14 protein-coding genes, 1 pseudogene and 1 riboswitch are annotated in these 18,721 nt (G+C 49.8%); of the genes and pseudogenes, 3 read left to right on the forward strand and 12 right to left on the reverse strand.

Features of this window, described 5'->3' with window-relative positions; genetic code table 11:
• Positions 1-112: 112 nt before the first annotated feature.
• The 5 genes from ACYQ8U_RS09755 to ACYQ8U_RS09775 all read right to left on the reverse strand — a co-directional run bounded on the left by ACYQ8U_RS09755 (position 113) and on the right by ACYQ8U_RS09775 (position 8,397).
• Positions 113-1,150, reverse strand: coding sequence for an NADP-dependent oxidoreductase (locus tag ACYQ8U_RS09755; RefSeq protein WP_459945350.1), 1,038 nt, complete (start codon positions 1,148-1,150; stop codon positions 113-115).
• 105 nt (positions 1,151-1,255) lie between these two features.
• Positions 1,256-3,340 (reverse strand): two-component system sensor histidine kinase NtrB, encoded by a 2,085-nt coding sequence (locus ACYQ8U_RS09760; protein WP_459945351.1) that lies wholly within the window; start codon positions 3,338-3,340, stop codon positions 1,256-1,258.
• Positions 3,341-3,356: 16 nt separating this feature from the next.
• Positions 3,357-4,277, reverse strand: a complete 921-nt coding sequence (locus tag ACYQ8U_RS09765; RefSeq protein ID WP_459945352.1) for a phosphate/phosphite/phosphonate ABC transporter substrate-binding protein — start codon at positions 4,275-4,277, stop codon at positions 3,357-3,359.
• 207 nt (positions 4,278-4,484) lie between these two features.
• Positions 4,485-6,485 (reverse strand): monovalent cation:proton antiporter family protein, encoded by a 2,001-nt coding sequence (locus ACYQ8U_RS09770; RefSeq protein WP_459945353.1) that lies wholly within the window; start codon positions 6,483-6,485, stop codon positions 4,485-4,487.
• Between the two features lie 490 nt (positions 6,486-6,975).
• Positions 6,976-8,397, reverse strand: a complete 1,422-nt coding sequence (locus tag ACYQ8U_RS09775; RefSeq protein WP_459945354.1) for a nicotinate phosphoribosyltransferase — start codon at positions 8,395-8,397, stop codon at positions 6,976-6,978.
• Between the two features lie 417 nt (positions 8,398-8,814).
• On the opposite strand from ACYQ8U_RS09775, the gene ACYQ8U_RS09780 reads away from it, so the two are divergent.
• Entirely contained in the window at positions 8,815-9,387 is a 573-nt protein-coding gene (locus ACYQ8U_RS09780; RefSeq protein WP_459945355.1) for a hypothetical protein, read from the forward strand.
• Here the strand turns inward: ACYQ8U_RS09780 and ACYQ8U_RS09785 are convergent.
• Both ACYQ8U_RS09785 and ACYQ8U_RS09790 read right to left on the reverse strand, forming a co-directional pair.
• A complete protein-coding gene (locus ACYQ8U_RS09785) occupies positions 9,332-9,946 on the reverse strand; it encodes a transporter substrate-binding domain-containing protein (RefSeq protein WP_459945356.1) in 615 nt (204 codons plus the stop codon). The two genes, ACYQ8U_RS09780 and ACYQ8U_RS09785, sit on opposite strands and share 56 nt — an antisense overlap.
• A gap of 36 nt (positions 9,947-9,982) precedes the next feature.
• Positions 9,983-10,327: a cupin domain-containing protein gene (locus ACYQ8U_RS09790; protein WP_459945357.1), complete on the reverse strand. Its 345-nt coding sequence runs from the start codon at positions 10,325-10,327 to the stop codon at positions 9,983-9,985.
• 174 nt (positions 10,328-10,501) lie between these two features.
• Positions 10,502-10,574, forward strand: a riboswitch (cyclic di-GMP riboswitch).
• A 74-nt stretch (positions 10,575-10,648) separates the two neighbouring features.
• Here ACYQ8U_RS09790 and ACYQ8U_RS09795 point away from each other — a divergent pair.
• Positions 10,649-12,304 carry a hypothetical protein gene (locus ACYQ8U_RS09795; RefSeq protein ID WP_459945358.1) on the forward strand — a complete coding sequence of 552 codons (1,656 nt, stop codon included), beginning with the start codon at positions 10,649-10,651 and terminating at the stop codon, positions 12,302-12,304.
• Positions 12,305-12,349: 45 nt separating this feature from the next.
• Here the strand turns inward: ACYQ8U_RS09795 and ACYQ8U_RS09800 are convergent, their stop codons facing one another.
• Both ACYQ8U_RS09800 and ACYQ8U_RS09805 read right to left on the reverse strand, forming a co-directional pair.
• A complete protein-coding gene (locus ACYQ8U_RS09800) occupies positions 12,350-13,528 on the reverse strand; it encodes an FprA family A-type flavoprotein (RefSeq protein ID WP_459945359.1) in 1,179 nt (392 codons plus the stop codon).
• A gap of 173 nt (positions 13,529-13,701) precedes the next feature.
• Entirely contained in the window at positions 13,702-15,258 is a 1,557-nt protein-coding gene (locus ACYQ8U_RS09805) for a class I adenylate-forming enzyme family protein (protein WP_459945360.1), read from the reverse strand.
• Positions 15,259-15,483: 225 nt separating this feature from the next.
• On the opposite strand from ACYQ8U_RS09805, the gene ACYQ8U_RS09810 reads away from it, so the two are divergent.
• Positions 15,484-15,813, forward strand: coding sequence for a hypothetical protein (locus ACYQ8U_RS09810; RefSeq protein WP_459945361.1), 330 nt, complete (start codon positions 15,484-15,486; stop codon positions 15,811-15,813).
• 56 nt (positions 15,814-15,869) lie between these two features.
• Here the strand turns inward: ACYQ8U_RS09810 and ACYQ8U_RS09815 are convergent, their stop codons facing one another.
• The 3 genes and pseudogenes from ACYQ8U_RS09815 to ACYQ8U_RS09825 all read right to left on the reverse strand — a co-directional run.
• A complete protein-coding gene (locus tag ACYQ8U_RS09815) occupies positions 15,870-16,859 on the reverse strand; it encodes an ornithine cyclodeaminase family protein (RefSeq protein WP_459945362.1) in 990 nt (329 codons plus the stop codon).
• A 283-nt stretch (positions 16,860-17,142) separates the two neighbouring features.
• Positions 17,143-18,465: a TRAP transporter large permease gene (locus ACYQ8U_RS09820; protein WP_459945363.1), complete on the reverse strand. Its 1,323-nt coding sequence runs from the start codon at positions 18,463-18,465 to the stop codon at positions 17,143-17,145.
• Positions 18,462-18,721 (reverse strand): annotated as a pseudogene (locus ACYQ8U_RS09825) (TRAP transporter small permease); the annotation flags it as partial. The pseudogene ACYQ8U_RS09825 and the gene ACYQ8U_RS09820, both read right to left, overlap by 4 nt.

Consider the following 18,721-nt stretch of genomic DNA (forward strand, 5'->3'; position numbering starts at 1 on the left):
CGGTTAGCCCTAGGGTAGCAATGATACGTTTACAGGTCGATACAGACAGGCAGGACTGTGGCCCAGGGCAAGAACCATTTTACTGCCCTCTTGGCACCGCCCTGCTCTCTCATTACTGCGCATCAGCGACTTTAATCACCAGTTTGCCGAAATTTTTGCCTTCCAGCAGGCCGATAAATGCCTCCGGCGCGTTCTCGAGGCCGTCAACAATCTGTTCACGGTAGTGTATTTTCCCGGCGCGCAGCAATTTCGTCATCTCCTCGGCAAATTCATCATAGCGATGGCCATAATCGTCAAAGATGATAAAGCCCTGCACCTTGATTCGTTTGACCAGAATCTTGCCCATGAGAAGCGACAGACGATCAGGCCCGTCCGGCAGTTTTGTCGCATTATACCTTGAGACAAGACCGCAGACCGGAATCCTTGCGCCGACATTGAGTAAGGGCAAAACGGCATCAAATACCTTTCCACCGACATTCTCGTAGTAGATGTCGATGCCGTCGGCACAGGCCTGTCGCAGCTGGTCGGCAAAATCTTCATCCTTGTGATTAAGACACGCATCAAAACCGAGCGTCTCTTGAGCATATTTGCATTTTTCAGCCCCGCCGGCAACGCCGATCACGCGGCAGCCTTTCAATTTGCCAAGCTGCCCTACGGTTGCCCCAACCGGACCGGTGGCTGCAGCCACCACCAGGGTGTCACCCGCCTTTGGTTGACCAATGTCCAGCAGGCCCATATAGGCGGTAAAGCCAGGCATGCCCATAATCCCTAAAGCATAGGACGGACGTGCCGGATTTTTACCCAGCCGGGTCAGCTGCGTGCCATCCGATACGGCATAGAGCTGCCAGCCGCTCTGGCCAAGCACCCATTCTCCTGCCGCAAAATCAGCATTGCGGGACTCGATAACCTGGCAAACCGTGCCGCCGACCATGACCGCATCAATTTCGACCGGCGGCGCATAGGATGGGGCATCACTCATCCGGCCGCGCATATACGGATCAAGGGACAGGTAGATGGTGCGCAGCAGCACCTCTCCTTCTGCCGGCACCGGAACGGCCACTTCTTCCAGGCGGAAATTGTCTGATGTCGGGGCACCGACCGGGCGCGAGGCCAGTACGATACGACGATTTTTTTCTGTCATTTGTCTCATGGTGTTTCACCTTTTTGTTTGATTATTTTTGTACAGGCCTCTGCCCTCATTGCGCTTTCACGGCCAGAGAAGCGCAGGAAGAAAAGCATATCCGGGAGCGGCAGATCAAGAAAAAAGAGAGGCCTCCTCTGCCTTCTCCTCCTCGCTTTTGCGGTCTTTACCGGTTGCATTCTTTCGGCCATCTGCCAAAGGCAGTTCGACGACAAAGACGGCGCCGGGGCCGAAATTGTCTCTTCTTGAAAAATCCTTTGGCAGATATTCTTCCGCGGGCGGACTGACGGCAAAGATCTTACCGCCATGATCCTTGATAATGCCAAAGGAGACGGAAAGCCCCAGACCAGTGCCCTTGCCGACCTGCTTGGTGGTAAAGAACGGATCAAAGATTTTGCCCAGGTGTTCCGCGGCAATCCCCTTGCCGGTGTCGGCGATACTGACAACCAGCCTGCCTTCGTCGGCATGGAGTTTCGATTGCACATGTATCTCACCATCCTGGCCGATAACATCTGCGGCATTGTTGAGCAGGTTCAGCCAGACCTGCTTGAGTCTCTCCTGGTCGCCGGTCAGCGGAGGAATGCTTTCATCGAGAGCATGGATGATTTTGATACGGTTCATGAAAAATGCATGCTCAACCAGCTTGATTACCTGCTGAATTGATTCGTTGATATCGACGGTTTCACTGATCGCCTGGGAATTTCTTGAAAAACCGAGTAAATCGGCGACAATTTTTCGGCAAGCCTTGGTCTGTTTCTCGATGATCCGCATCCCTTCAAGGATTTCCTCATCTTCGATATCGTCCATCATCAGCTGGGTATAGCCGAGGATGATGCCCAGAGGTGTATTGATTTCATGAGCTACCCCTCCGGCCAGACGCCCCAGATCCTCCATTTTCTGCGACTGGATAAGCTGCTCCTGGAATTTCTTGAGGATGGAAATGTCCCTGGCGGTAAGGAGCAGCCCCATTATACTGCCGTCCTGGTCATAGACCGGGACCTTGACAACATGAAACCATTTCTGTTCCTTTGCTCGCTTGAAGGTGATTTCCTTGGCCAGGGGACTCCCCGTTGCAAGTATCTCCTTGTTCTCGCGGATATTAAGTTCTGCCTGCGGCTTGGTAAAGATGTCCGTATCGGTCTTGCCGACGATACTCTCCTCGTCCATACTAAAATAATCGCAGAAGGCCTTGCCGGCAAAGGTATAGGTCAGATTCTTGTCCTGCAGGGTTATGAAGTCCGGGGTGACACTGAGAATGGTCTTTAACAGACCCTGTTGCCTGGCGATGGTTTTTTCCCGCTCGGTAAGCTCTTCAATGTGATTTTTAACGGTGACGGCCATGGCGTCAAAGGCCTCGGCCAGATCCTGCAGTTCGTCGCCGAAATTATGTTTGAAAACCGGACACTGCCGGCAGTTTTCCATCTTGAAGGGATATTCCTTGTCGCAGCAATTCGGACACATGGTCCCGGCCAGATACCAGCATCGTCGCTGGACATCGCCGTAGGCCGGGCATTCCTTGCGGTCGCAGTCCATGATCTCCCAACAATATTTTTCCAGGGAGAATCCTGCCTGGACATCAAGATTGCCCTGGACTATTTCCTCCACCGATTTTCTCAGCCGGTTGAGACGAAAGGTCACGGTACGGGAAAACCACAGGGCAAGAATAATCCCCAGGCCAACCACGCCGAAGGTACTGAACAGACTGGTCAGCCGCTGACGGCGGATCTGCGCGTCAATATCTTTTCGCGACAGCCCCAACCTGACCGAGCCAAGATTTTTTTCTCCCAGGCTCACCCGGACATTAAAGTCATAGACGAGGCCGTGTTCGGTTGCTAAAAGAACCGGCTGCGTTTTTTTCCCTTCTCCATTGACATGGAGCAGATCGGTGGGAAAGCCGCCGGAGAAGGTGTGTGAAAGGATATTGGCGCTGTCGTCGGTGAGAAACACATAGATAACGTCGTTATATTGATTGTTGACATTATCGATGAGGTTCTTCATTTGCAGAAAATCCATGGCCAGAATAGGTTCGGCCAGGCGAAACGCCAGCCCCGAGGTGAGGGCCATGCCTCTTTTCCTGCCTTCCTCAAGCAGAGCACTTGAGGACATGGCGGACAGGATCAGTCCGACCCCCAGGCCGCAGAACACCAGCATAAAGGTCATGCCCAGGGTAATCTTGGTCCTGAATCTCAGGCGATGCATAGATCTCAAGAGATACTTATTCAAGATCCAACCCCACTTTTTTGCTCAGTGCCCGGACCTGGTCAAAATCTCGGTCATCGGAGGGCACAAAACCGATGAATTTTGCCGCATCAAGAATCTGCCGGTGCTCGGGATTATGTTCATAGTCGAGTTTCAGCATGGCGTCCCGTATCTTGTCGATCACCTCCTGGGAAAGCCGGGGACTGTGGGCATAGACCCAGCCCGGGTACCATATGGAACTGTCAACCACCTTTATCTGATTGATATCTATTTTATCTTTCACCACGCTGAGTGATCCTTCGCGTATGGAGCCGATATCATGCAGCCCGGCATACACCCCGAGAATAACATTTTCCTGCCGTCCCCCGGCAAAGACTACCTCCCGGAAATCATTTATGGTAAAACCATGATCGACAAAATGACCAAGCGGGAAGAGATAGCCTCCGGCCGATGAGGGATCGACGGCTACCCACGACTTGCCGCGACAATCCTCGATGGATTGAATCTCCTGGTTATCCTTGCGGGCAATGATCTGCCCGCGGAACTCGGCACGGCCATCGGCTTCGACGATTCTCGCCATGGCCCTGGCGCCGTAGCGGTTCGCCAGTTTTACATAAATAAACGGGTTAGAAAACGATATGTCTATTTTACCCTGAGCAAACATGCTGATGTAATTATCAAAGGTATCAGGAAACACCTGCCGCATCGGCAGCCCGGTCTGTTCGGAAAGATATTCCACCAGCCGATTATGCCGTTGAAAAGACTCGGTATGCGAATATTGCGGCAGGTAAGAATATGTTATTGCGGGTAATTGCGGCCGAAAGGTAATCTCATGCCGCCGATCAAGAGAAACATTGACGGGCTCTTCACTTTCCCGGCAGGAAACAAAAAAAAGGGCGGTCATAAGCAATAACAGAAAAACTCTTTTTTCAGGCATGGAAGATATGTCGTATCAATGACCGGTTAGCCACTCTTCTCAGTGAGATTACATCTTTTCTTGTGCCAGGTCCGAAATAACCAAAGTCCACGGTCCAGGCAGCATTGTCTACCATATCCTATGGTATTTTTGTTGTTTTTTCCACAAGTTTCCGACCGACTTTTTTCTCGGCTGTCGGTAAAAATTGATCTGGGAGCTCGTCTCTTATCAAGTGGTCGCAGCTTCCGGGGCAATGAGACATTTTTCCGACAATGGATTAATCAAGCAGTGAAACTGCCGCCGTGACTGCGATGAACCGATGATCGCCACCAGATCATGTTGCTGAAAACGAAAGGATGGATCAGGATTGGTCTGCAACGTGCCGTTACGTATGATACCGACGACGGAGACCCCGGTTGCTTTGCGAATTTCCGCCTCGGCAATACTGACATTGAGCAGCGGATTATCCGCATCGAGTTCCACCCATTGCAGATCAAATTGCTGATCGGCGGCACGCATCTGTCCAAGGGTTTTATACCCGTTCGTCGACATTGTTGCGGTTGACAGCAGCTGGTGGCGAAGATTTTCGGTATACTGCTGAATTTCCGGCACGGGAATTCTTAAATAGAGGAGAACCTGCCTGGTCATCTCCAGACCGGCCTCAAATTCAGGGTAAACCAGGTCAACGACAGCCAGCTCCCTGAATACATTGAAAAATTCCGGATCGGAAATCCGGGCAATGACCCTGATGCCGCTGCGCACTTTCTGGGCGTGGCTGATGATGGAACGGGCAACAACAATGTTCGGAATAGTTATCACCAGAAGGGCGGCACGCTCTATGCGCAGGGCCTCCTGAACAATGCCCTGGCTGCCGTCGCCGTAGACGATCGGATAGCCGGCGGCTTTGGCTGCTTCGATACGCAGCTGATCAATTTCAACCAGGACAAAAGGAATGGCCAGCTGCTGCAGCACCCCGGCAATCTGCGAACCGATACGGCCGCATCCGGCAATGACCACATGGTTGCGCAGTTCATCCTCGGGGAAATTAAGGGATTCCAATGGTTCGTGTTTAAACCATCTTTTTTTCAGGCTGTAGAATCGGGACGTCTGCGATGAAATAAATGGCGTCAGCACCATACTGACAACGGCCATGGTGAGAAACATATTGTAAAATTCGCTGCTGATCGCCTCACTGGAAACGCCGATCCTGGCCAGAACAAAGGAAAATTCTCCAACCTGGAACAAGCCGAGCCCAACGGCGAGCGGAATGACATTGCGATACTGAAACATCCAGGCAAGAAATGCAAAGATACACCCCTTGCCGATGCTGACGACGACCACCAGAACGAGGATGAGCGTAAAATGGCTCAGCAGAAAACGGGGATCGAGCAGCATGCCGACAGAGGCAAAAAACAGCAGGCCGAAGAGGTCGCGCAGAGGAACGATATCGCTGAGCGCCTGATGGCCGTAATCGGATTCACTCAATACCATGCCGGCAATAAAGGCGCCAAAGGCAAAGGATAAACCAACCAGGTAGGTCGCGTAGCCGACACCGAGACCAATAGCCGTTATGGCCAGTATAAACAACTCGCGCGAGCCGAGCCTGGCAATGGTCTTCAGCAGGTAGGGCAGGAGCCGGGTGCCGAGGAAAAACATGGCGGCGAGAAACAAGGTCGCCTTGATTACGGCAAAACCGAGGATGTCGATCCCCGTCGCCGGGTCATTTAACTGCGGCAGGATGATCATCAGTGGCACCACCGCCAGATCCTGGATAATCAGCATGCCGATCATTACCTTGCTGGACAGGGTCCCCAGCCACCCCTGATTCATCAGCGTTTTCAGAATGACCATGGTTGAAGAAAGGGAGATCAGCGAGCCGAACCAGAGAGCCGTCTTCCAGTCCCAGCCAAAGAGAAGACCGATGACATAGCCGAAGGCGATGGTCAACAGCATCTGCAGCGGCGTACCGAAAAGGGCGATATATTTCACCGGCTTTAGATCCTTGAGAGAGAACTCCAGGCCAAGAGCAAAAAGCAGCAGCGCAACACCGATCTCTGCCAGCAGTTCAATATCATGAACTTCGGTAATTGTCATCCCGCCGGTGTATGGTCCGAGGAGAATGCCGGCGAGAATATAACCGAGAATCAACGGCTGGTGCAGCCGCTGCATGACCAGACCACAGAAAAAGGCGGTAAGAACGAGAATGATGATATCGGTGGCAATCCCCATAAAACGAACCTCAATGGAAATAAAAATTTGTAAGCCAGGGCAGGAACGAGCTATCAACCAAAAGAGACTACCGCTCTTTTCCTTTCTTTTCAATTATTCTACGCGGCATGGATCTGTAGACATCGCCAACCAATCCGACAAATACCAGAAGCAAAGCGGTTGCGACACTGTCCTTGTCTCGACAAAGTATTGCTCGACTGACCCCCAAAGCCGACTCAGCCAAACCCAAGGCCGCGGTAGTCTGACACTGACTGGTGCTTTGGAAATCTGTTCTATTTGATTTTTTTTTACGGTAGAAGGGTTCTTGAGCCAGCAAAGAGGTCCAACATACAGAAGAGAGTAAATACTACAGGTTACGTTGTAGGGTTAAGCGGAGACTGGTGTTTATTATCCTTCGGGCTCCTTCATTATTCAGAAAACAACGCTTGTGGATTGATTACCAGATTCCGCATCAAGCCCGCAATGACCTTGGTGGCAGGGCTTGTTCTGGTTATTTCTTTTTAAATTTTCCAATTAATTCATCACGCAGTTCATTGAGCCTGCTGCTCAAGCCAACCTTGTAAATATGAGGATTTTCAAAGCGTTTGTATTCGTCGGGTAATTTTTCCAGCCGCTTTTTCAGGTAGGTATAGCCTTCGGCGGGATGCGGCATTTTTTGTAATGCTTTCCCTTTCTCCATCACCTTTTCCTGCAGCGGTTGAGAAGACCAGTCCGGAATTTTTAAGGATTTGTCTTTATTGAAAGGATGATGGATCTCCTTGATCTTCTTCGGATCTTCCTCCCACAAACTGACCGCGTCGGCCATAAATGCACCATTGGCATCACTGAAGCGGTGCACTTGCTTTACAGCAGGAAAGGTCACTTTGTGCACGGATTCGGAAAGCTTCAGCCTTGGCTTACCGGACGCCATGGCCAGTTTATAGACCCCATCCAGGGCAGCATCAGGTTGACCGGTGAGCACAGCCGTACCAATGCCAAAGGCATCGACAGGGGCTTTCTGGTCACGCAAGCTTCTGATAACATACTCATCTATCTGGTTCGAGGCGATAATTTTCACATAGCCAAGCCCTGCTTCGTCGAGCATCTGCCGGGATTTTTTGGCCATATAGGCCAGATCGCCGCTATCCAGTCGAACTCCTCTGAGCTGCTGCCCCCTGCCCTCCATTTCTTTGGCAACCTGTATGGCATTGGGGATACCGGAGTTCAGGGTGTTGTAGGTATCCAGCAGCAGGATACAATTTTCTGGATGGGCATCGGCAAAGCGGCGGAAAGCGGTAATTTCATCATCATAGCTTTGAATAAAGGAGTGCGCCATGGTACCGCTGGCTTGCAGGCCGTAGGTAAAGGCAGAGAATACATTGGACGTGGAATTGAAGCCTCCGACCATGGTAGCGCGAGAGGCATGAATGGCCCCCAGACCATGCGCCCGTCTCATGCCAAAATCGGTGAGGATTTTTTCATCGCCGGCAGCCAGGCGCATCCGGGCAGCTTTGGTGGCTATCAGCGACGACAGGTTGAGCAGGTTGAGCAGCAGCGTTTCGGTTAACTGCGTCTCGATGATATTGCCGCACACCCCGGCAAGGGGCATATTGGGAAAAACTATTTCTCCTTCCCGCACCGAATATATATCGGCGTGGTAGCGGAAATCTTTCAGATAGCGCAGAAAATTTTCGTCAAATTTGTTTTCCCGCAGGTATGCAATATCCTCTTTGTCGAAATGCAAGCCATCGAGGATCTCCAGCAGGTCATACATGCCCGAATAAACCACATAGGCACCCTCGAAAGGGTTCTTTCGATAGAAGTAATAAAAGGCGGCGGCATCATTCTGCCGGCCATCCAGAAAATACGCCTGCGCCATGGATAACTGGTACATGTCCGTATAGAGACCTGCATGTTTTTTTAAGATACTCATCTGTTCTCATCCAGGTAAAATTGACACCACCTCATATTCAGTGCATCGGTTGAATGGGGCATCTGGTAAATTTCCAGCACTCTCTATGCGCACTATATCAGCTAGGCATTTTTTATCCAGTAAAAAGACCATATCACCGGAAGATGACAGGATCACCGGCGCGATTGCCGAACAATTGCCAAACAATACAACGGATCTGCAGGTATTGTCCAAACAAGGTTTTTTCCCTGTTGCAGCAGAGATTGTCAGGAATTATCCGATATCGGCTAAAGCACCACAACTGCTTGCCATTATTAATGACTGGTCCCCCTGATATATGTTACCATTGATCGATACACACCGTGTCACCGTAAGGTGATCGATCTGAACTGAAGGATGAATTTGCCGTTAACCAAGGACCTCAAACGAGAAGAGTGTATGGATATCAGCCAGAGAAATATGACCATTTATACCCCGGACAAAATCTACACAGGATCAGTTGACATTGGCAACGAATCACTGCGCTCGATTGATATTTTCAACAGTTCCAATATCTATTGGAAGGACCCGGCTGAAAGGAGTTTTGATGATGCCTTGCTTTTGTATAATGCCACTGTAATTTTGGAAGGCAACACCAAACTGGGTGATTTCGCCAAGCTCCATGTTAAACTCTCGGACGTCATTTTTTTTCATGATTCACTTGAAAACATGGGCGACAGCATGGAACAGAAGCGGGCAGCCCACTTAAAATTGAAGACAAAAGAGTCTAATTCGCTGGCGCATATCATTACCCATAGTCAGGGACAGGGGTTCTTCTATATCACCGGAGTGTTTTACGGCCTCTTTAAAAGCAAGAGCAAATCTCGCTTTATCCCGCTGACCCAGACAAACATCGTCTACGTTACCCGTGGCAGTGAAAAATGGCAGAAGAAGGCAATATCTATCGAGGGTGGCTTTATCGGGATAAGTACGCGACATATCGAATCGTGCACCTTCTCCGATCAGAAATAGCTCCGCCATGGTCCTTGGTTGCATAGCCTTTTACCACGGCAACTTTCTTGCCGAAGAGCTCATTCATATCGGCAATGTAAGGGACATCCAATTGAGTAGCAATAACAATAGGTATGCTCATGTACGGCTTGGTGAAAGCCCAGAATTCGGTACGTTCGGGCGTCACGGCCACACAGGTTGCCATGTCGATTTCCCATCGCTTCTGCCGGGAATATGTCTCCTGCCAGGTTAAATTGGACAGCCGTTTAAACGTGACACCCAGCCGCTGTTCAACGAGGTTCAAATAGTCCCCGCTCATGCCGGATATCTCACCGCGCTCGTTGGTGAATTCAACCGGAGGCCAGTCCGGATCATGGGCCAGGCTGATGACGGGATGCTCACGCAGCCAGGATCGCTCACTTTCCGAGAGAGTCTGAAGAAATTCGCTCGAGGTCGGTGGGGTACTGGCGTTAGTGACCTGTTCGGCCTGGGCAGCGAAAATCAAGACAAAACTTGTCACCAGCACACTGAGTACCAGATTGACGACCTGGAATCGACTGGAGATACATCTTATTTTCATTTGTTGCCCTGTGGAAGTGAGGTAGTGAGAAATTATTCAAGCAAGACAGCTGATCTGCATAATGGCCGATGCCATCCTCTTGCCAAGGCAGATGTAGCGAGGGGGATGATCGGCCTTGAACTGCAGGAATTCATTTTCCAGAATTCTAAACGATTTATCGTCAATTTCTATCTGCAATTGACCTTTTATGACAAACACATATTCATAAATGTTGCCCTTGTGGGGTTCCCCGGAGAAAGTTGCTCCAGGATCTATCTCAAAATAATAGGTTTCAAAAGACTGGTGCGGATCAAAGGAGAATAAAGGATAGAGACAATATCTTTTCCCTTCTGCCGTCAGGGCCCGGGCAGCCTTAAAAGACTTCACCTCCGCCTGAACCATTGGTTTTTGCAGCAGAGAGATGAAAGATACATGTATTCCATTGGCAATACAGGAGGAGATAGAAACGGGAGGGAAATTTTGTTTAAAAATTGATAGAGGTGCCACGTTGTTCTGTTGTTTTATTGTTAGGGTTTATTATTAGTCTCCATAGATATGATTTTCATTTTATTTGATGCGAAATAAAGCCAAACCTCTGTAAGACAGGGACGGAAAGCTATGGGCTGCAACAGATAGCCGGGCTGCCTTGGAGCAAGGGAGGCCGGCTTTTTGTTTTCCGATACCTAGATTGCCGCAAAAACCTCAAATAAAAGGAGAAACCACATGAAACATCGTATCGTTATCTTATCATTATTGATGTCTTTTTTTCTTTTAATTCCATCGGAAACATGGGCGCTCGGGGAGGGAGAATTTAAGCCACTTGCTACGGGAGGCTTCGGTGACTCGGCAAATAGCTATACCTGGGGACTCACTGAATTTAAAGGTAATGTTTACGCATCAACAGTTCGTCATCATTTGTGGAGTGTCATGCAGGCGATGGATGGACTTCTGCCGGTTGATTTTCCTATTGCGACGAATATTCAAGGTCCATCAAACCCAGAGTGGGGAAGTACTGGTTACGCCGAGGAGATGAGAGGGCAAATTTGGCGTCTCAAAGATGGTACATGGGAAAATGTGTATCAATCCGAGGAATTCGTTCTTGAAACCAGCATAGATGTTCCGGAATACGGGGTTACCATACCGCCTGGAACATATCCAGTAGCATATGGCTATCGAACACTTGGGACATTCAACGGACAGATATATGCTTTGGGGGTGGGGACCTGGATGCCTCCGCTGCCGTTTAGCAGCATCGTTCGTTCCGAAACAGGTGATCATGATGATTGGGAAGATGTCAGTGGAACCTTAAAAAATACGACGAATGTCAGAGGCTTTGTTGAATGGCGTGGAAAAGTTTATGTTTCGGCCTCCACTCCTGGGTCAGATTTAGGAGTGACCGGGGGAAGTGTGGTGTTTGGCTCTGAAAATGGTGAAAATTGGCATGCCGTCAGTGAGATCGGATTTGGCAGTCCAAGTAATGTAGAAATTTACTATCTGACTGTATTTAATGATCATTTGTATGCTTCAACTGTCAATTATGTGACTGGGTTTGAGGTTTGGAAGACCAACGGTGCAATGGCAGGAGATAAGTTACTTTGGACTCCTGTGGTAAAAGAGGGGTTTGGAGATACATGGAACCAATACGGTATGACCATGCAGCCTTTTGGTGAATATCTTTACATCGGCAGCGCAGTTGGTATTGGCATGGTTTTAAAGGATGGTCAACCTGCCGGCACTCGCGCAATTGATATTATTAGAGTTGATAAGGATGACAATGCAGAGCTGGTTGTCGGTGCCTATTTTCCTGTGGATCCACCTACCGGCTGGCCAACCTTTCGAGTCCCTCTAAGTTTCATGCCGGCGGGGTTCGGAAATCCTTTCAATGTTTATACCTGGCATATGACGGTTTACAAAGACTGGTTAGTTCTCGGTACATTGGATTTGAGTGGTACTCTCCTAAGATCTCTCCAGGAGTTATTGCTGGAAGATCCTGCCGCCGCGATGCAGTTACTTCAGAGTATGAATACCACGAGTGTCACTTTTACATCGTTACAGCTCGATATCCTGAATAAATTTGACTTGCACGATACCAACCAGGCCACAGCCGCATCACAGCTTATTGATTACATAATCGACATGTACGGCGGAGCCGATTTATGGAAAACCAAAGATGGCATTAATTGGCAACCAGTAACATTAAGTGGCTTTAAGAATCCACTGAATTATGGCATCAGAAGAACAGTCTCAATCCCTGACGAATCCGGGAAAGATCATCTGTACATCGGTACGGCAAATCCATTTACCGGTATGCCTAATGGCGGTTGTGAAGTCCTAGTGACCCCCCCACCGCCGATCAAGGTCAAGGCAGCAAAAAAATAACGGAAAAAAGAACTGTTATAGAATCTCAGCCCTTGCAAAGGACACTTACTGAAAGCCGCTTTCCCTGTGCTTTTGCGCAATGGCATCGGCCAGTCGATCCAGGGCCGTGAAGGCGACCTGATCCGGCATACCCTTGCAGAGCACCGGGTCCAGGACCTCGACCTTGAGGTTGGGGATCATCCCTGCCAGGGTTTCCACGGTCTTGCCGCCCCAGCCATAGGAACCGACTATGGAAAGATATTGCGCCTTGGGTCGCAAGGCATTGGCCAGAAAAGCGGCATAGGCCGCAAGGGGGTGCGGCCCGGTAAGAACGGTCGGCGTGCCGACGATGATAGTGCCCGCGTCCACCAGAGCCATGGCCAGTTTGCCGGTATCGGTGACGGTGAGGTTGAAGAGTTCGACCCGGATGCCGCGAGCGACCAGAGCGGCGGTCAGGTGGTCGACCATGGCCTGGGTGCTGCCGTGCATGGAGACAAAAGGAAACACCACCAGATTGTGGGGCAGAGACAACACCCAGTCGCGATAGGCCTCGAGAATCCACTCCGGCTTGTCGTAAACCTGACCATGACTCGGGGCAATCATGTCCACCTCAAGGCCAGATAATTTTTCGAGATTTTTGCCGATGACCTTGCGAAACGGCATCATGATCTCGCCAAAATACCGTTTTGCCGCTTCATACACCCGTCCCTGATCGGTGACATACAGGTCGCTGGCGGCGATGTGCGCGCCGAAAAAGTCGCAACTGAACAGAATCCGGTCTTCTTCCAGATAGGTGACCATGGTTTCCGGCCAATGCACCCAAGGGGTATACACGAACCGCAGCGTCTTATCCCCGAGCGACAGCGTTTCGTCGTCCGCGACCGTGACAATGCTGCTTTCAGCAAGGTGCAGGTGATCGATGAGCAAGGTTTTAGCCTTGGGGGTGGTGATCACCTTGGCCTGCGGGAAGCGTTCAAGGACAAGGGGAATGGTCCCGGAATGATCCTGCTCGGCATGTTGACAGACGATGAAATCGACTTTCGCCGTCCCGTGCAGCTGGGCCATGAGAACATCGGCCATGGCCGGATCGACCGCATCGAGCAGGGCTGTTTTCTCGCTGCCTTCAATGAGATAGGCGTTATAGGAAGTGCCATCGGGAAGCGGGACCAGCGAGTCAAAAAGACGCCGGTCCCAATCGATCGCGCCCATCCAGAAAATTCTTTCTTTGATCTGTCTTTTTTCCATAGATGCACCTCTTTATCTGGGAGGGGGGAACAGAAAACGGTTGCTCCGCTATAAAACCACAGAAACAAACTTAAGTTATAAAATTACACCGGCAATTTCAGCCATGTCAGACAAACAGCGTCACGTCATAATTGTTGACATCTGACCTGACGCTGTGTCGGGTCTATGCTTTTTCACCCTGGAGTCGAATTCTTTGCCGCCATGCGTTCTTCCTTGTATTGATCACGCATTTTACGTTTAAGCATCTTGCCGGCGACATTGCATGGAAAAGATTCCATGATCACCACATCATGAATCCGCTGAAATTTTGCATCCACCTTCTCGTTCGTCCAGGCAATTAATTGTTCCGGCGTTACCGTGGCATCGGGAAGCAGCACAACCGCCGCAACGGGAACCTCTCCCCATTTTTTGTCCGCTATGCCGATTACCGCTACATCGCGAACCTCCGGATGCTGGATGACCACTTCTTCAATGTCTTTCGGGTAAACGTTTACGCCCCCGGAAATAATCATATCCTTGATACGATCCACTAAATAGAGATAGCCGTCCTCGTCAACATAACCGGCATCTCCCGTATGCAGCCATCCATTGACAATAGCCTTTGCGGTGAGTTCCGGCTGCTTGTAATATCCAGGCATCATCATCGGGCTTTTGCCGCAGATCTCGCCAATTTCTCGAGGTGCACATTCTTTACCGTTGATGTTCAGTATCCGAAGCTCCATAAACGGTGCCGGAATACCGACAGAACCGACTTTGCGAATGGCGTCGTGTTTGTCCAGCACGGTCATAAACCCTTCCGTTAAGCCATACAGCTCATAGAAACGTCCGGGTAAGGATTTGTTGAGGCGGTGTTTGTGCTCCAGCAGGAGCGGAGCGCCGACATTATGAATCATTTCAAGAGATGCGAGCTTTTCCGGATCGAAGGCCGGACTGTTTAAAATGGCTATGATTTGCGCCGGCACCATGACAACATGGGTGACCTTTTCTTTGGCGATGTCAGCGATGACGGCTTCGGCGTTAAAACTTTTATGGAGAATGTATTTGGCACCCAAAAACATCCAGGGCATGAGATCGAGCATGGCACCGTTAAAAACAATGGCCCCGGCGTGCAGTACCACACTTTCGGGAGTCATTCGCCATGAGGCGGCGAAAATGGTGCAGTACATGGCTCGAACATAATGCGTGTGGATGATTCCTTTCGGTGCCCCCGTGGTTCCGCTTGAGTACATGATGTTGTACATATCATGATCGTCGATAAAAATCTCCGGCGGGTTCTCCTCACTTGCCGAGCCGACAAATTCGTCATAACTGCAAAATCCCTCGGGTGGCGTCTCACTGTCAACCAGGATGTAGCGATTATCGGCAATGGCCGGCAAACTACCCCGGATGCCTTGCAGCACCTCGGCAAAGGAAGCGTCGGCGATGACCAAAACCGTATCGCTATTCTTCAGTAAAGTGAACAGCCCGCTTTCATTCAGCATGGTACTGCTGGGAACAATCACCAGACCCGTCTTTGCCGCCGCCCAGTAGGCAGCCATCAGCTGAGTACAATTGGGCAGCACTGTAGCAAACTTGTCTCCCTTGACCAGGCCGATAGCCAGAAGCGCATGAGCCAGCTTGTTCACATAAGCATTGAAACTTTTGTAGGTAAAGCGATCTTCACCACAGACAAATGCCGAATGATCCGGACGATAGCGTCCATGATGCGGTAACAGGCTGCCGATGTTCATTCCTCTCTCCCTTTTATTGAAGACGAATTGAAAAACATACCGCACTCTTCATTTACAACAGTTTACTGCATCATTTTCCATGCAAGGCGTGGAGTGTTTTAAATTGTTCAAACTATACCCCATCGTGTAGAAAAATTCGACAGACTCCTGCCATAAAAATATCTCTTTTCTTCCTTAATGAAAATCGTTCAACTTTTTCAGGTAAACAAGAAAGATGGAGGGGCCATGGATGTTATCAATCAGGTGCAAACACTCGCAAAACATATTGACAAGCTGCATTGCCGCATAACTACGGAAGCAGCTACCAAGAATGTATTTGTCCTCCCTTTTCTACAGATTCTCGGTTTTAACATATTTGATCCAACAGAGGTCTTGCCGGAGTTTAGCGTCAATATGGGCGGCAGGCAGGACAGGGTTGATTATGCCGTTTTCATTGATGAGAGGCCAGTCATGCTCTTTGAATGTACATCGTGTGATTTTGACCTGGATAAGGCAGATGCCGGCCAGCTGCTTCCATGGTGTAACCTGAGGCGGATAGTGCTCCAATTCAACTGACAAGCGATGGATTGCCCACCCCTGCATGTGCAAAGCAGGGGTATCATACCAAGACCCTACAGCGAAAGCCTTGTCCCCAATTTCTTTTCTTGAGCAATTTTTAACACAAGGTCGGCGGTTATCAGGTCCTGCACCGCAAGCCCAACAGATTTGAATACCGTTATTTCATCATCGTTCTCTCTCGACACTATTTTACCTGTTACAAGTTCCCCGAGTTCCCCATGAATATGATCTTTGGTGATAATTCCTTGCTGTATCGCCTGTATTACGTCTCCGGCTTCAGCTAAACATCCTTGACGCTGATCGACAACGACTTTCGCTCTGGCAATGGTTTGCGGTGGGATTTCAGCCATATCCGGCTTGTACGACCCAACACCGTTAATATGCGCACCGCTTTTAACATGCATATCATCAAATACAGGATTCTTTGAGGACGTTGAGGTACATATAACATCAGCATACTGCAGAGTGGCGGCAGATTCTGCAACAACCACCTCGATATTCAGCTTCTCCTGCATTTTCACCGCAAAGGCCTTTGCTCTGTCTCTCTGCAGGTCGAAGACATATGCTTTTCGAATATCTCTTACCGTGCATACCGCCTCGAGTTGCGTTTCCCCTTGATGTCCCGTGCCGATGACTGCTGCGGTAGAAGCATCTTTTTTGGCCAGCAGGGACGTCGCTAAGCCCGATACCGCTCCGGTTCTCATGGCGGTGATGACTTCACCGTCCATGACTGCCAGCGGCATGCCACTACTTGAGTCGAATATCATGATCATCGCATGTATCAGGGGAAACCCCTTGGCTGGGTTGTTCCTGGCCATGGTAATTGCTTTTACGCCAACCTTGCCGATACCCGGTAAATAGACCGGCATGAATAACGCGGTGGCATTGTCGGCAACCATTTCCAAACTGGTCCGTAAAGGCATGGAGGCTTCACCTGAACTCAGGGCACTGAATGCCGTTGCCATTGCTTTGATGCACTTTTCCATGGTCAGGATAACTCTTAAGTCATCACCGGAAAAATATAAGATTGTATTTTCTTTCATCACATCCTCTGTTCCAGTGTTCAATTATACCTCACCCTTTTCGGCGCATAGCCTTCTTCTATACAGCCAGCGCCGCAGGCCGGAAGTCTGGGGTGAGGGTCATAATGAAACGCACTTTCAGCTATAAGGGGTTGGACCATCCTTTTTTATCCGCAGTCCTTGATAACATTCCAAAAACCATAGCAACCAGGAACGCAAAGGGTGAACTGGTGGTAATAGCAGCGAGAAAAAAGGCGAAACATACGATTGCAAAAAGATTTCTATAAAATTTCATATTTCTCTCTTACCAGGGCGTGCCCATAATATAATGCGGCAGGAATAATGATATTTTTGGAAAAAAGACCGTAATCGCCAGTACCGGGACCCAGACCAACAGGATGAACCAGAAGCATGGTTTCATCATTTCATCGATCGGCGCGCCACTCAGACGTCCGGAGAGATAAAGGACCGGCGCCGCCGGCGGCGTAATACATCCGAGGCCGGTATTGACCCCGACTATTGCCGCATAATGAATAGGGCTGAACCCTAATTCCATAATGATCGGTATAAGGATAGGTGTAGTGAGAACCACCACACTGATATCATCCATGAGCATTCCCATGATAACAAGAAAGATGTTGATCATGAACATGATCATGAGGGGGTTATCGGATATGGTTTTGAATACACCTAGCAGCACCCCGGGCAGATCTTCGAGGATATAGAGGCGACTCAGCATGGCAACCGAGTAAAGCATAACCATGATGACACCGGTGGTGATAGCGGTCTCGACAATTATCTCGTAGGTACCCTTCAGGTTGAGCCCTTTATAAACAAACATTCCTACCGGTATGGCATACAGAACAGCCATCGCTGATGCCTCTGTGGTGGTCATTATCCCACCATAGATACCTCCCAGGACGATAAACGGCAGCATGAGCGCCGGAATGGCCAGCCTGCCTCTCGTCTTGAAAAGCTGTATTTTGTCCGCACGAGTCCGGTCTCTCTTATCGGCTGTCAGAATATTGTCATTATTTCGGAGAAGCCACCCGTTTACGGCACATATCAGCACTATGGTAATGAAGCCGGGAATGACCGTTGCCAGAAAACATGCCAGCACCGACTGGCCGCTTATCCAGGCGAATATAATCAGTGTCGCGTTGGGGGGGATGAGAAGGCCAAGAAGAGATGCATTGGCCAAGAGTGCTGCTGCCAGGCCCCGTGGATAGCCCTCGGCGTGGAACCGTGGGAACATGATCGATCCAACGCATGACAGGGTAGCACAGGCAGCCCCGCAGATAGATCCAACGATGGCGCAGGATATAGTAGCGACTATACCAAGGCCTCCCTTTCTGTGACCGACAAAGACATCAACGAAATCTATCAGCTTCTCGCCAATCTTGCCCCGTTCCATAATGCCGCCTGCGGCAATGAAAAGGGCAATGGCGATCAATGAAACTGAATTCATCTGCGCGTAACCATAGGGAAGGAGCTGAGATGGCTGGTAGCCTTCGCCGCCGGGTCCTCCGAAAAATATCAACCACGCCGCTGAAGCCATGAAGCTTATTGGCACAGGAACACCAATAATCAAACATAGCAAGAGAACTATGAGCGCTACAAAAATCATTTCTCGTTCCTCCCGAACAGTGCACGTATGCTATGGATAAGATCTCTGGTGAAGTAGATGGCCATAAAGACCAGCCCTATGAATACGGATAAATATCCAACCCATAAACTTATCCTCCAGACAGTTGTTTTGGGAATGGCAATTCCCGTCCCCAAGGGGCCCTGGAAGCCAAACATGAAAAACTCATAGCCGTACCACGCAAAGAGAAGAGATACGCCGACAGTGACAAGATTTCTCAGGAATACCAAAAACAGTT

The organism is Desulfocastanea catecholica, assembly GCF_054657295.1.